Genomic DNA, 14,189 nt, shown 5'->3' with positions numbered 1-14,189 from the left:
CTTCATCTCTACTTTTTACAGAAAGGAAATTGAGCAAGCGTTCAATCGGGAAGGACAAAGATTAGGAAAAAGAGGAGGAAACAATAGTGGGGAAAACAGTTATTGTGAGTGCAGTTCGAACACCTTTTGGAAAATTAGGTGGCAGCGTAAGTGGACTAAAAGCGGCAGAACTAGGCGGGAAAGCGATTCAAGCAGCATCAAAGGGACTTACAGAAATTGATTCCGTTATTATGGGGTGCGTGCTGCAAGGGGGCCAAGGACAACTGCCTTCTAGGCAAGCCATGCATTATGCAGGTTTACCGTGGCAAGTAGAGACGGAAACCATTAATAAAGTTTGTGCATCGGGCATGCGCAGCATTACAACTGCTGATCAGCTGATTCGATTAGGAGAAGCAAAAACAATCATTGCAGGTGGAATGGAATCGATGAGTAACGCACCGTATCTTCTTCCAAAAGCAAGATGGGGATTCCGTATGGGAGATAGTGTTGTGACGGATTTGATGGTTCATGACGGATTGACATGCAGCTTTACAGGAGTTCAAATGGGTACGTATGGAAATGAAATAGCTTCTGAAATGAATATTTCCCGAGAAAAGCAGGATGAATGGGCCCTTCGCAGTCATCAATTAGCGGTGGAGTCAGAAGAGAAAGGGATATGGACTGCAGAAAGAATTTCAGTTGATATTCCGTCTAAAAAAGGAACGATAACGGTTCAAAAAGATGAAGGACCAAGAAAAGATACGTCGTTAGAAAAACTCTCGTCTCTTCGGCCTGTATTTGGTCACAGCGGAACTATTACAGCAGGAAATGCACCTAGCGTGAATGACGGAGCAGCTGCGCTCATGCTAATGGATGAAGATGTAGCAAAAGCAAATGGCTATGAGCCGTTGGCTACGATTGTAAACCATACTTCTCTTGCGATGGAGCCAAGGGAATTTCCGAAAACGCCTGGGTTTGCTATTAACAAGCTACTGCAAAAAACAAATAAAACAGCAGACGATATTGCGCTGTTTGAAATCAATGAAGCTTTTTCAGCAGTAGCGTTGATGAGTATGGAGATTGCGGGACTTCCGGCTGAAAAAGTAAATGTGAACGGGGGGGCAGTAGCACTTGGACATCCAATTGGAGCAAGCGGTGCCCGTATTGTTGTAACGCTCATTCATGAATTAAGACGACGAGGCGGCGGCCTGGGCATTGCTTCTATTTGCAGCGGCGGCGGCCAAGGTGATGCCATCATGGTAGAAGTGTAAAAGGGGGATACCAACTTGAATATTGAAACAGTTATGGTTATTGGAGCAGGTCAGATGGGAGCAGGAATTGCACAAGTATTTGCTGCGAGCGGATATCAAGTTTCTTTGTATGACGTTGATCAAAAAAATACACAAAAAGGAATAGAAGGTATTGATAAACGTCTGAAAAAGCAGGTGGGAAAAGGTTCTCTCTCAGCTAAGGAATATGAAGAAATTATGGAGCGCCTTCACCTGGCAAATGAAATAACAGCAGCACAAAAAGCAGATTTAATTGTCGAAGCGGTTGTGGAAAAGATGGAAGTCAAACAAGCCATTTTTGCGGAGTTGGATTCGTTAGCCCCGAGTCATACTGTTTTAGCAACCAACACGTCTTCGCTTCCTATTACTGAAATTGCAGCTGTGACCACTCGACCTGAAAAAGTAATTGGCATGCACTTTATGAATCCTGTTCCGGTGATGAAACTCGTTGAAATTATTAGAGGGCTGGCTACTACCGATGAAGTGTATCAAGCAGTCTATGAAACAACGAAAAAATTAAATAAAACCCCAGTGGAAGTTCATGATTTTCCAGGGTTTGTTTCAAATCGAATTTTAATGCCAATGATTAACGAAGCTGTGTTTACGCTCTATGAAGGTGTAGCAAACGAAGAGGATATTGATCAAGTGATGAAACTAGGAATGAACCATCCAATGGGACCTTTGACATTAGCAGATTTCATCGGCCTCGATACATGTTTATTTATTATGGAAACGCTTCATAAAGGGTTTGGTGATGACAAATATCGTCCTTGTCCATTGCTTAGGAAATATGTAAAGGCAGGGTGGCTTGGTCGAAAAACAGGAAAAGGATTTTTTACGTACGAAACATAAAGGAGTGGCGAAATGATCTTTTTTACGTCTGAACAACACATGATTAAAAAGATGGTAGCTGATTTTAGTGAAAAAGAAGTCGCTGCGGCTGTGCCAAACATGGAAAAGGGTGAATTTCCTCGAGGTTTATTAAAGCAGATGGCTGATCTTGGCCTGATGGGCATTCCCGTTCCTCAAGCATACGGAGGGGGCGGACTGGACTTTGTGTCGTACATGATTGCCATCCACGAAATATCAAAAGTAAGTCCAGCCCTCGGCGTCATTTTGTCTGTTCATACTTCTGTAGGTACGAATCCTATTGTCGTATTTGGGACGGAAGATCAAAAACAAAAATATGTAAAAAAACTGGCGACAGGTGAATATTTAGGTGCTTTTTGTTTAACAGAACCTAGTGCAGGGTCTGATGCTGCAAGCTTAAAAACAAAGGCAGAACGAAAAGGAGACCACTATCTTTTAAATGGCTCAAAGCTTTTCATTACAAACGGCGGAGAAGCGGATACGTATATTGTATTTGCTAAAACGAACCCCGAACGCGGGTCGAGAGGGATGAGCGCTTTTATCGTTGAAAAGACGATGGAGGGATTTTCAGTAGGAAAAGATGAACATAAGATGGGTCTTAACGGTTCTCGAACGGTTCAACTGCACTTTGAAAATATGCAGGTACCTGTAGAAAATCGTCTCGGAGAAGAAGGTGAAGGCTTTCGAATTGCGATGGCTAATTTAAATGCCGGAAGAATTGGTATTGCTGCTCAGGCGGTAGGAATTGCTGAAGGTGCGTTAACGGCAGCTAAAAACTATGCAAATGAACGATATCAATTCGGAAAACTGATTTTATCTCAGCAGGGTATTGCCTTTAAGCTGGCTGATATGGAAACGGCTGTTGAATCAGCGAAGCTTTTAATGTATAGAGCCGCTTTTTTATATGATCAAAAACTTCCTTGTAAAAAAGAAGCCTCAATGGCGAAATTATTTGCTTCCCAAACAGCGATGAATGTAGCAATCGATGCGATTCAAGTTTTGGGAGGTTATGGTTATATGAAAGATTATCCAGTAGAGAGGTATTTTCGCGATGCCAAAGTATGCGAAATCTACGAAGGTACAAGCGAAATTCAGCGCATCGTCATTAGCAGTCAATTATAGGGGGAATAATCATGTTTTTTAAACTTTCAGAAGAACACGAAATGATTCGAAAAATGGTGCGGGACTTTGCCAAAAACGAAGTGGCTCCGACAGCTGCACAACGAGATGAAGAAGAACGTTTTGACAGAGGAATCTTTACGCAAATGGCTGATCTAGGATTAACAGGTATTCCATGGCCGGAGCAATACGGAGGAATTGGCAGTGACTATCTAGCTTATTGCATTGCCGTTGAAGAACTGTCTAGAGTATGTGCATCGACAGGCGTTACTTTGTCGGCTCATACTTCTCTAGCCGGCTGGCCAATCTATACATTCGGAACAGAAGAACAAAAACAAAAATACCTGAAACCTATGGCAACGGGTGAGAAAATAGGTGCTTATGGATTAACCGAACCGAGTGCTGGATCAGACGCAGGAGGAATGAGAACGCTCGCTGTAAAGGACGGAGAAGATTATATTTTAAATGGCTCTAAAATCTTTATTACAAACGGCGGCGAAGCGGATATTTACGTTGTATTTGCTCGCATCGACCCCAATGAAAAACGCACGAGCGCTTTTATTATTGAAAAAGATATGCCGGGATTTTCAGTTGGTAAAAAAGAAAAGAAACTGGGCATTCGCTCTTCACCTACCACAGAAATTATTTTCGAGGACTGCCGTGTTCCAAAAGAAAATTTGCTAGGAAATGAAGGAGAAGGATTTAAAGTTGCGATGATGACACTAGATGGCGGCCGAAATGGCATTGCAGCGCAGGCTGTAGGAATTGCTCAAGGGGCGTTAGATGCGGCCGTAGCTTATGCCAAGGAACGTCAGCAATTTGGTAAGCCAATTATTTCTCAGCAAGGAATTGCTTTTAAGCTAGCCGACATGGCCACGAGTATAGAAGCTGCAAGACTGTTAACCTATCAAGCTGCTTGGCTGGAGTCCCAAGGGCTGCCATATGGCAAAGAATCAGCCATGTCAAAATTATATGCTGGGGATACAGCAATGAAAGTAACGACAGAAGCTGTTCAAGTATTTGGAGGGTACGGTTATACAAAAGATTATCCAGTAGAACGTTTTATGAGAGATGCAAAAATCACGCAAATTTATGAAGGGACACAAGAGATTCAGCGTCTTGTCATTTCTAGGTATCTTGCTAAATAAAACACTTGTTGTAGGAGAGGTGAAAAAATGAAAAAGAGAGAAGTTCTCACATCCATTAAAGATGAAAAGCTGATTGTAGAGCGTCGTAATCAAATGATTAAAGGGGCCGTCACGCTATTTAAGGAAAAAGGTTTTCACCGAACAACAACAAGGGAAATTGCCAAAGCCGCTGGGTTCAGCATTGGTACGCTTTACGAATATATTCAATCTAAAGAAGATGTTTTATATCTTGTATGTGACAATATTTACGATGAAGTGAGAGTGCGATTAGAAGAGATGGTAGTGGATCGTTATACAATCGCTGAGCTTCAACAAGCGATTCAGCACTATTTTAAAGTTGTGGATGAGCTTCAAGATGAAGTATTAGTCATGTACCAAGAAGCGAAATCGTTGTCTAAAGATGCGCTTCCATATGTATTAAAAAAAGAGCTAGATATGGTTGAAATGTTTAAGGTTATTATCGAAGGCTGCGTAGAAAACAATCAATTTGCACTTACGGATAAAGAAATTTCGCTGTTTGCTCATCATTTATTTGTTCAAGGTCAGATGTGGGCATTTCGCAGATGGTGGCTGCAAAAGCATTATTCATTAGAAGAATATACAAATATGCAGTTAGATTTTTTACTTAAAAATTTTTCATTTCAACAACTGTGTGAGGGGGAGACAGTTTGAATACAAGCAAAAGACCGCTTCGTTTTTTAACCGCTTCTAGCCTGTTTGACGGCCACGACGCGTCCATTAATATTATGAGACGAATTCTTCAAGCCAAGGGGGTAGAAGTCATTCACCTGGGGCATAACCGATCTGTTGAAGAAATTGTTAACGCTTCCATACAAGAGGATGTTCAGGGGATTGCCATTTCTTCTTATCAAGGCGGCCACGTAGAATATTTTAAGTATATGTACGATTTACTCCAAGAACAACAGGCTTCTCATATTAAAATTTATGGCGGAGGAGGAGGGGTAATTATTCCGAGTGAGATTCAAGAGCTTCATGATTACGGCATTTCTAAAATCTTTTCTCCGGAAGATGGACGAAAAATGGGTTTAGAAGGCATGATTCAATTTATGATCGATGATTGTTATTACACCAATCCCCCTGCACTGCCGAAGGATCGAACCTTAACGCCGGCTAATGACCGTTTAATTGCCCAGCTTATTACATGCGCTGAAAATGAGGCCTATGAATACGCAAAAGAGCATGCAGCCGCTCTTGAAGAAATCCGAGAAAGTGTAATCGAAAGCGAGACGGATCAAAAAATACCGGTTATTGGAATCACAGGAACAGGAGGAGCGGGGAAAAGTTCGCTTACGGATGAATTAGTAAGGAGGTTTATTGAACATATTCCAGATATTCATGTAGCTGTCTTATCCGTTGATCCAACTAAACAAAAAACCGGAGGAGCGCTTCTTGGGGATCGAATTCGCATGAACATCGCAGCGTCTCCTCGTGTGTATATGAGAAGTTTGGCCACACGTTCATCTGGACATGAGCTATCGGCGGCCATTCGAGATGGAATTGCCGTCGTGAAAAAAGCGGGTTTCGACATTATCATTGTCGAAACAAGCGGCATCGGGCAAGCTGATGCTCAAGTTAAAGATATTGCAAACGTCTCTCTTTATGTAATGACAAGCGAATTTGGCGCGCCGTCGCAGTTAGAAAAGATTGAAATGATTGATTACGCAGACTTTATTGTAATCAATAAATTTGAAAAAAAAGGTTCCGAAGACGCAAAAAAACAAGTGCAGCGTCAATATCAGCGCAATCATCAGCTGTTTGAAAATAATCTCTCTACTATGCCAATTTACGGAACAATTGCGAGTCAGTTCAACGACGGGGGAACAAATATTTTATTTGAAGATCTTGTAAATCATCTGCATCAAACATGCCGTACGTCTTGGCACGTAGAAAAATCATCAGAGCGCGTAAGTGAAAAGAAATATACCATCATTCCTAATGATCAACAGCAATATTTACAGGAGATTGTAAATAGCGTTCGCTCTTATCACCGCAATACGGATGTTCAAGTGCAAACAGCGCGTAAATTTTATCAGCTAGAGGGTGCTCTGGAGGAAGTGGAAACAGAAACGGCCAAGCAAGAGCTCACTCAGCTAAAGGAGAAATATCAAAAACAGCTAACGGCTGAATCGATTGAAAAGCTGGAAAACTGGCCTAAATTAAAAAGTCAGTATGGGCAAGAAGAACTTATTACAAACATAAGAAATAAAGAAATTAAAACCTCTCTGCAAGTTGATACCCTATCAGGACTGCGTATTCCGCGCGTGGCCCTTCCAAAAGTTGAAGAATACGGGGAAGTTCTTCGTTTTCTTTATAAAGAAAATGTGCCGGGTGCGTTTCCTTATACAGCAGGTGTTTTTCCGTTTAAACGAAAAGGAGAAGATCCTAAGCGCCAATTCGCAGGCGAAGGAACACCAGAACGAACAAATCGCCGCTTTCACTATTTGTCAAAAGATGATGAGGCTAAGCGTTTAAGTACAGCGTTTGATTCTGTAACGCTTTATGGAGAAAATCCGGATCCAAGGCCGGATATCTTCGGGAAAATTGGCGAAAGCGGCGTAAATGTCTGTACGCTTGATGATATGAAACTCTTGTATAGGGGATTTGATCTTTGCCATCCGTCGACTTCCGTTTCGATGACGATCAATGGGCCGGCTCCAATATTACTAGCTATGTTTATGAATACAGCTATCAGTCAGCAGGTGGAAAAGAAGGAAGAGGAGCTGAAGCGTCCTTTAACAGAAGAGGAATACGAGGACGTAAAATCGGGTACGTTGAAACAAGTGAGAGGAACCGTTCAAGCGGATATTTTAAAAGAAGACCAAGGGCAAAATACGTGTATTTTTTCCACAGAATTTGCATTAAAAATGATGGGAGATATTCAGCAGTACTTTATTGACGAGAAAGTGCGCAACTATTATTCTGTTTCTATTTCAGGCTATCATATTGCTGAAGCAGGAGCCAATCCAATTTCTCAGCTCGCGTTTACATTAGCCAACGGTTTTACGTACGTGGAATATTACTTGAGCCGAGGCATGCACATTGATGATTTTGCTCCTAATTTATCTTTTTTCTTTAGTAATGGACTTGACCCTGAATACACGGTTATCGGACGTGTAGCGAGAAGAATCTGGGCAATTGTGATGCGTGATAAATACGGCGCGAATGAACGCAGTCAAAAGCTTAAGTATCATATTCAAACATCCGGCCGATCGCTTCATGCACAGGAAATTAATTTTAATGATATACGTACGACGCTGCAAGCCTTAATGGCTCTTCATGACAACTGCAACTCTCTTCATACCAATGCGTATGATGAAGCAATTACAACACCGACAGAGGAATCTGTACGAAGAGCGATGGCCATTCAATTAATCATTACAAAAGAGCATGGATTAACTAAAAACGAAAATCCACTACAGGGCTCTTTTATTATTGATGAACTAACAGACTTGGTAGAAGAAGCGGTCTTGGCTGAGTTCCAACGCTTAAATGATCGAGGCGGCGTTTTAGGTGCGATGGAAATGCAGTATCAGCGAGGTAAGATTCAAGATGAATCGATGGAATATGAGATGCAAAAACATACGGGAGCTTTACCTATTATAGGAGTAAATACGTATATTAATCCAAATGAAGAGGAAAATTCCTCAGTTGATGACATGCAGTTAGCCCGCGCATCAAAAGAAGAAAAAAATCATCAAATTAATCAGCTTCAGAAGTTTCAACAGCAGCATGAAGAAAAAAGAGAAGATGCGCTGAAAAGGTTAAAGAAAGCTGCAACAGAAGGAGAGAACATTTTTAAAGAGTTAATGGAGACCGTTAAAGTAGCCAGCTTAGGAGAAATTACGCGAGCTTTATATGAATGCGGTGGGCAATATCGCCGAAATATGTAATAATGTATCGTTAGTATATAGTGATATATTAAAAGCCGAGATGACCGTTTGTTGGTCATCTCGGCTTTTATAGACCTAACCCTAGCGGAGTCAGAATAACTGATGGTGAATTCCTTTTGGTTAAAGGATGCTGTTGGCGTATTAAGTAGAATGTATTATAGTGATAAAATGTCTATTTTTTCGTTGTTTTATGCGAAATTCTCGAGAATTTTAGAAACGAGGCTAGCATAAATGTATTGAATTTGTTTATAATGAATGGTATGTATTTATTCGTTTCCATCATTTACACATATGATGAATTGATTTAATAGATTTTCGATATACATAGCCATAGAAAGGATGTGCCAGATTTGAGTTTAGCACAGTACTCAAAAACGGATTTAAAAGAAATGTCGATGATTGAGATTGCTTATGCGCTTCTAGAAGAAAAAACAGATCGTCAAGCAATGTCATTCCAAGAAATTATTGCTGAAATTAAAGCAGCAGCTGAAATGTCAGATCAAGAATTAAAAACGAGATTAGCTCAGTTTTATACAGATATTAATATTGATGGTCGCTTTTTAACAGTAGGGGACAACCACTGGGGTCTTCGTGGATGGTATCCTTTTGACCAAGCTGAAGAAGAAGTTATTCCGGTTGCAAAACCTAAAAAGAAAAAAGCAAAAAAAGCTGTTGTTGAAGAAGTTGAAGATTTTGATGATTTAGAAGAAGATTTGGATTATGAAGATGTTGATGATCTAGACGAAGAAGAAGATTTTGAAGACATTGACGAGCTAGAAGAAGATGAAGATGATCTTGCAGAAGACGATTTTGACGATTTAGAAGATGATCTAGACGATGATGAGGAAGACGAAGAAGAAGATTATGAGGACGAAAAAGAAAAATAATCCTTCTTGACTTTTTCAAGCGAAGTAGGTAGAATCTTTTTTGGGCTCTTTAAACAAGCATTTAAAAAGTTTTTATTTAAAATAGACTATTGCTCCCAATCCAGTTTTGGTATTGGGAGCAATTTTTTTATTTTATCTATCCATGTTTTACACCCCGATATGTTCTTATAAATCCTTGATAGAAACTTTCTTTTGGTTCTTGAACGTTTCACATTCATAAGGTTTCTTATAATTTCGCATGCACAATGAATGAATTGTGATTGTTTATGTGAAAACTTTTAATATTGTACAGTTCAAATTATTTAGAGGGGGAAGTATAGATGACAAAGTATATTTTCGTAACAGGCGGTGTTGTATCATCTCTAGGAAAAGGGATTACAGCAGCTTCTTTAGGCCGTTTATTAAAAAACCGTGGGTTGAACGTAACGATTCAAAAGTTTGATCCATACATTAACGTAGACCCAGGAACAATGAGTCCATACCAACACGGTGAGGTATTCGTAACGGATGACGGCGCGGAAACAGACTTAGACTTAGGTCACTATGAGCGTTTTATCGATATCAACTTAAATCGCTACAGCAACGTAACAACAGGTAAAGTATATTCAACAGTATTGAAAAAAGAGCGTCGCGGTGATTATTTAGGCGGAACAGTTCAGGTTATTCCGCACATCACAAATGAAATTAAAGAACGCGTTTTCCGTGCAGGTAAAGAAACAAATGCGGACGTTGTTATTACTGAAATCGGCGGAACGGTAGGAGATATTGAATCACTTCCTTTCCTAGAAGCTATTCGTCAAATCAAAAGCGATATTGGCCGTGACAACGTTATGTATATCCACTGTACACTTGTGCCATATTTAAAAGCTGCTGGTGAAATGAAAACAAAACCAACACAGCATAGTGTAAAAGAATTACGTAGCTTAGGTATTCAGCCAAATGTTATCGTTGTTCGTACGGAAATGCCAATTTCTGAAGATATGAAAGACAAGCTAGCTTTATTCTGCGACATTGATCCAAAAGCGGTTATTGAGTGTGCAGACGCTGAAACATTATATGAAATTCCACTATCTCTACAAGAGCAGCACCTAGATCAAATCACATGCGATCACTTGAAATTAGATTGCAAAGAAGCAGAAATGACTGAGTGGAAAGCACTGGTTGAGAAAGTAAAAGGACTTTCAAATACGACAAAAATTGCATTGGTTGGTAAGTATGTAGAGCTTCAAGATGCTTATATTTCTGTCGTAGAAGCAATGAAACATGCTGGATATGCATTCGATGCAGATGTAAACATCAAGTGGGTAAATTCTGAATTTGTAACAAAAGAAAATGTTCAAGATTTACTTGGCGATGTAGACGGTATCTTAGTTCCAGGTGGATTTGGTGATCGTGGAATTGAAGGTAAAATTGTAGCAACACAATATGCACGTGAGCAAAAGGTTCCATTCTTAGGTATTTGCTTAGGTATGCAGTTGGCATCAGTTGAGTTTGCACGTAATGTATTAGGATTAGAAGGCGCACATTCAGCGGAAATTGCACCTGAAACAAATTATCCAATTATCGACTTATTACCAGAACAAAAAGACGTAGAGGACCTAGGCGGTACACTGCGTTTAGGACTATACCCTTGTAAATTGTCTGAAGATACGCTTGCATATGAAGCATATCAAGATGAAGTGGTATATGAGCGTCATCGTCACCGTTATGAATTTAATAACGAATACCGTCAACAAATGGAAGAGAAAGGTTTTATCTTCTCTGGTACAAGCCCAGACGGCCGTTTAATTGAAATTGTAGAGCTAAAAGATCACCCATGGTTCTTGGCTTCACAATTCCACCCAGAGTTCACATCTCGTCCAACAAGACCGCAACCATTGTTCAGAGAATTTATTCGCGCATCAATGGAGTCAAGCCAAAACAAATAAGTGAAATAAAAAACACGCTGTCTAAAGACAGCGTGTTTTTTATTCATATTCTTCTACGATTTCTTTTAATGTGAAAGTTAAACCGTAGTACGCGTATAAAGCGACCATCATTGCTGGAAAACCAAATCTTGAGCCGTCTTCTCCAGGAATAAGCGGCTTTAACAATTTTGTATCAATATGAGCATCTGCGAGTGCTGTTAAAGAAGGTTCGGCTATCTCTTTAGGAACAGCAGCAATGCTAACAAATGGAATATCCTGTTTCTTTAAACGTTCAGCTATTTCCACTGCTTTATTATCTGTTGAAAATCGAGAGACAAGCAGTACGCGATCAACGCTAGTCAGCTGATCTAATTCATGTAAAGGCAAAGCTTTTGCCTGACTTAAAGGTTCCGCACTGCTTAGTGCTTCAAGCGTAATGGCGTGCATTTCTTCTACACCATAAATATAGATAAATCCTTCTCCGACAGAGGCCTGTGCTAAAATACGCGCGGCATCTTCAAATTGGAATTCTTCTTGTTCTTCAATTCGTTTAAAAAAACCTGAAAGTTGAGTTGTGAAAATTTTAAGCATAGAATCTCCCTTCGATTTAAGCGGCTAAAGCCGTCTATCTACACATTATAACGAAAAAAGCTATCTGTATTCTATCTTGAAATGAGCTACAATGAAAGTAAAGTGCAATGAAATTAGATGGATGACAAAAAAAGCTATGTTTTGTAACAATTTCTCTAATAAGCAGGGATTTTTGTTTTAAAGGCGAAATACATATGTTAGTTTTGTCTGTAGAAGAGGAATATAAAAGGTGGGATTATATTGGCAGAGAAAATTTTAATTGTTGATGATCAGTATGGTATACGTATTTTATTAACGGAAGTGCTGCAAAAAGAAGGCTATACGACATTTCAAGCGGCGAACGGCTTCCAGGCGATTGATATTACAAAAGAGCAAGCACCGGATCTTGTCTTATTAGATATGAAAATTCCAGGAATGGATGGAATTGAAATTTTAAAAAGGTTAAAGCAGCACGATGAAACGATTAAAGTCATCATTATGACCGCTTATGGTGAATTGGATATGATTCAAGAAGCAAAAGATTTAGGAGCATTAACACACTTTGCAAAACCGTTTGATATTGATGAAATCCGAAAAGTTGTTAGGGAATATATACCAGTAAAGTCGAATTAAGGTTTTGGTAGGGTTTTCATCCTAACAAATTTTGAATATCAGCCTAAAAATGTTGCTGTTTTCATTGTTAGTTGGTATCCTAATTACTGTATTCATAATTCGACAATCTATTATGTAAAGATGCGCGTTGTTTCTACATGAAACACTCAATTCAAGAGCATACTATTTGAGTGTGCCTTTTGGTTAGCATCTAATCTAAGGTTGATTTTAAGGAGGATTTCAATATGCCTTTAGTATCAATGAAAGAAATGCTTATTACAGCAAAAGAACAAGGCTATGCAGTAGGTCAATTTAACTTAAATAACTTAGAGTTTACTCAAGCTATTCTTCAAGCAGCAAAAGAAGAAAACTCTCCAGTTATTCTTGGTGTATCTGAAGGTGCAGCACGCTACATGGGCGGTTTCAAAACTGTTGTAGCAATGGTTGAAGCTCTAATCGAAGATTACGACGTTCAAGTACCAGTTGCAATTCACTTAGACCACGGTTCAAGCTTTGAATCATGTGCAAAAGCAATCCATGCTGGATTCACTTCTGTAATGATCGATGCTTCTCACCACCCATTTGAAGAAAACATTGCAATTACTTCTAAAGTAGTTGAACTAGCTCACTTCCACGGAGTATCTGTAGAAGCAGAACTAGGAACTGTTGGTGGACAAGAAGACGACGTTATTGCTGAGGGCGTTATCTATGCAGATGCTAACGAGTGTGAAGAACTTGTTAACCGTACAGGTATCGATTGCTTAGCTCCAGCATTAGGATCAGTTCACGGACCATACAAAGGTGAACCAAACCTAGGTTTTGCTGAAATGAAAGAAATCGGAGATCGTACAGGCTTACCATTAGTTTTACACGGTGGAACTGGTATTCCAACAAAAGATATCCAAAAATCAGTTTCTTTAGGTACTGCTAAAATCAACGTAAACACTGAAAACCAAATTGCTTCAGCTAAAGCTGTTCGTGAAGTATTAGCTGCGCAACCTGAACAATATGATCCACGTAAATACTTAGGACCTGCTCGCGAAGCAATCAAAGAAACGGTTCAAGGTAAAATGCGTGAATTCGGTTCTTCTAACAAAGCATAATTTGAAATCTTCGGATTGCCTGTTTGCAGTTAGTTGAGTCTGAAAAATAAAACCGTCTTATTTTTATTGTAAGGCGGTTTTATTTTTACTATAATTTTCTTATCATTCTGAATACATAACACAGGGGGATGGCATTCATGAAGTTTTTTATTGATACGGCTAATTTAGACGAAATTAAGGAAGCGCATTCATTAGGTTTGTTAGCGGGGGTTACAACAAATCCTAGTTTAGTAGCTAAAGAGAACATCACGTTTGAAGATCGTCTTCGTGAAATTACAGAGTTCGTTGAAGGATCTGTAAGTGCAGAAGTGATTGCGCTTGATTCAGAAGGCATGATTCGCGAAGGAAAAGAGCTTGCTGCGATTGCGCCGAATATTACAATCAAGGTACCGATGACTCCAGATGGCTTAAAAGCAGTAAAAGAATTTACTAGTTTAGGTATTAAGACAAACGTTACGCTTATTTTCTCAGCTAACCAAGCATTAATGGCAGCAAGAGCAGGTGCTACTTACGTATCGCCTTTCTTAGGAAGATTAGACGATATTGGTTTTAATGGTCTCGATTTAATCTCAGATATCGCAGATATTTTTGCGATTCATGACATTCCATCAGAAATTATTGCAGCATCTATTCGTCATCCGATGCACGTAACAGAAGCTGCAAAAAATGGAGCACACATTGCGACAATTCCTTACAAAGTTTTAATGCAATTGTTCAAACATCCGTTAACAAACGCAGGGATTGACCAATTTTTGGCAGATTGGGAAAAACGAAATGTCTAAACATGTATAAAT

General features: G+C 39.6%; 12 protein-coding genes. 11 read left to right on the top strand and 1 reads right to left on the bottom strand.

The window, feature by feature from the left end:
* Positions 1–86: 86 nt before the first annotated feature.
* The 8 genes from ACFX4N_RS22980 (at position 87) to ACFX4N_RS22945 (ending at position 11,131) form a co-directional block, all read left to right on the top strand.
* Positions 87–1,250 carry an acetyl-CoA C-acetyltransferase gene (locus tag ACFX4N_RS22980; RefSeq protein WP_098547069.1) on the top strand — a complete coding sequence of 388 codons (1,164 nt, stop codon included), beginning with the start codon at positions 87–89 and terminating at the stop codon, positions 1,248–1,250.
* Positions 1,251–1,265: 15 nt separating this feature from the next.
* Entirely contained in the window at positions 1,266–2,120 is an 855-nt protein-coding gene (locus tag ACFX4N_RS22975; protein WP_013059835.1) for a 3-hydroxybutyryl-CoA dehydrogenase, read from the top strand.
* A gap of 12 nt (positions 2,121–2,132) precedes the next feature.
* Positions 2,133–3,260 (top strand): acyl-CoA dehydrogenase, encoded by a 1,128-nt coding sequence (locus tag ACFX4N_RS22970; RefSeq protein WP_192100751.1) that lies wholly within the window; start codon positions 2,133–2,135, stop codon positions 3,258–3,260.
* Between the two features lie 11 nt (positions 3,261–3,271).
* Complete coding sequence (locus tag ACFX4N_RS22965; protein ID WP_013059833.1) at positions 3,272–4,405, top strand: acyl-CoA dehydrogenase; 1,134 nt, start codon at positions 3,272–3,274, stop codon at positions 4,403–4,405.
* 27 nt (positions 4,406–4,432) lie between these two features.
* Positions 4,433–5,077, top strand: a complete 645-nt coding sequence (locus ACFX4N_RS22960; protein ID WP_013059832.1) for a TetR/AcrR family transcriptional regulator — start codon at positions 4,433–4,435, stop codon at positions 5,075–5,077.
* Positions 5,074–8,316: a fused isobutyryl-CoA mutase/GTPase IcmF gene (gene icmF, locus ACFX4N_RS22955; RefSeq protein ID WP_192100752.1), complete on the top strand. Its 3,243-nt coding sequence runs from the start codon at positions 5,074–5,076 to the stop codon at positions 8,314–8,316. Before ACFX4N_RS22960 ends, icmF begins: the two co-directional genes overlap by 4 nt.
* Positions 8,317–8,666: 350 nt before the next feature.
* Positions 8,667–9,203, top strand: coding sequence for a DNA-directed RNA polymerase subunit delta (gene rpoE / locus ACFX4N_RS22950; RefSeq protein WP_013059830.1), 537 nt, complete (start codon positions 8,667–8,669; stop codon positions 9,201–9,203).
* Between the two features lie 320 nt (positions 9,204–9,523).
* Positions 9,524–11,131: a CTP synthase gene (locus ACFX4N_RS22945; RefSeq protein ID WP_013059829.1), complete on the top strand. Its 1,608-nt coding sequence runs from the start codon at positions 9,524–9,526 to the stop codon at positions 11,129–11,131.
* A gap of 39 nt (positions 11,132–11,170) precedes the next feature.
* Here the strand turns inward: ACFX4N_RS22945 and ACFX4N_RS22940 are convergent, their stop codons facing one another.
* The gene (locus ACFX4N_RS22940; protein ID WP_057275279.1) at positions 11,171–11,701 is read right to left on the bottom strand and encodes a DUF2529 family protein; all 531 of its coding nucleotides are present in this window, start codon (positions 11,699–11,701) and stop codon (positions 11,171–11,173) included.
* 237 nt (positions 11,702–11,938) lie between these two features.
* Here ACFX4N_RS22940 and ACFX4N_RS22935 point away from each other — a divergent pair, with 237 nt between their 5' ends.
* From ACFX4N_RS22935 to fsa, 3 genes are all read left to right on the top strand, one after another.
* Positions 11,939–12,313 carry a response regulator gene (locus ACFX4N_RS22935; RefSeq protein WP_087944205.1) on the top strand — a complete coding sequence of 125 codons (375 nt, stop codon included), beginning with the start codon at positions 11,939–11,941 and terminating at the stop codon, positions 12,311–12,313.
* 224 nt (positions 12,314–12,537) lie between these two features.
* A complete protein-coding gene (locus ACFX4N_RS22930; RefSeq protein WP_013059826.1) occupies positions 12,538–13,395 on the top strand; it encodes a class II fructose-bisphosphate aldolase in 858 nt (285 codons plus the stop codon).
* 137 nt (positions 13,396–13,532) lie between these two features.
* Positions 13,533–14,177, top strand: a complete 645-nt coding sequence (gene fsa / locus ACFX4N_RS22925) for a fructose-6-phosphate aldolase (protein ID WP_057275280.1) — start codon at positions 13,533–13,535, stop codon at positions 14,175–14,177.
* Positions 14,178–14,189 lie beyond the last annotated feature (12 nt).

This window comes from Priestia sp. YIM B13551, assembly GCF_042787905.1.
Classification (GTDB): Bacteria; Bacillota; Bacilli; order Bacillales; family Bacillaceae_H; genus Priestia.
The sequence above is the reverse complement of the archived record's forward strand: the minus strand, read 5'-3'. Positions and strand labels throughout refer to the sequence as shown.

Bases quoted from the DNA above. Each gene is read 5' to 3' on its own strand.
- ACFX4N_RS22930 (WP_013059826.1), top strand. From the start codon at position 12,538: ATGCCTTTAGTATCAATGAAAGAAATGCTTATTACAGCAAAAGAACAA.
- ACFX4N_RS22960 (WP_013059832.1), top strand. From the start codon at position 4,433: ATGAAAAAGAGAGAAGTTCTCACATCCATTAAAGATGAAAAGCTGATT.
- ACFX4N_RS22970 (WP_192100751.1), top strand. From the start codon at position 2,133: ATGATCTTTTTTACGTCTGAACAACACATGATTAAAAAGATGGTAGCT.
- ACFX4N_RS22940 (WP_057275279.1), bottom strand. From the start codon at position 11,701: ATGCTTAAAATTTTCACAACTCAACTTTCAGGTTTTTTTAAACGAATT.
- ACFX4N_RS22965 (WP_013059833.1), top strand. From the start codon at position 3,272: ATGTTTTTTAAACTTTCAGAAGAACACGAAATGATTCGAAAAATGGTG.
- ACFX4N_RS22945 (WP_013059829.1), top strand. From the start codon at position 9,524: ATGACAAAGTATATTTTCGTAACAGGCGGTGTTGTATCATCTCTAGGA.
- fsa (WP_057275280.1), top strand. From the start codon at position 13,533: ATGAAGTTTTTTATTGATACGGCTAATTTAGACGAAATTAAGGAAGCG.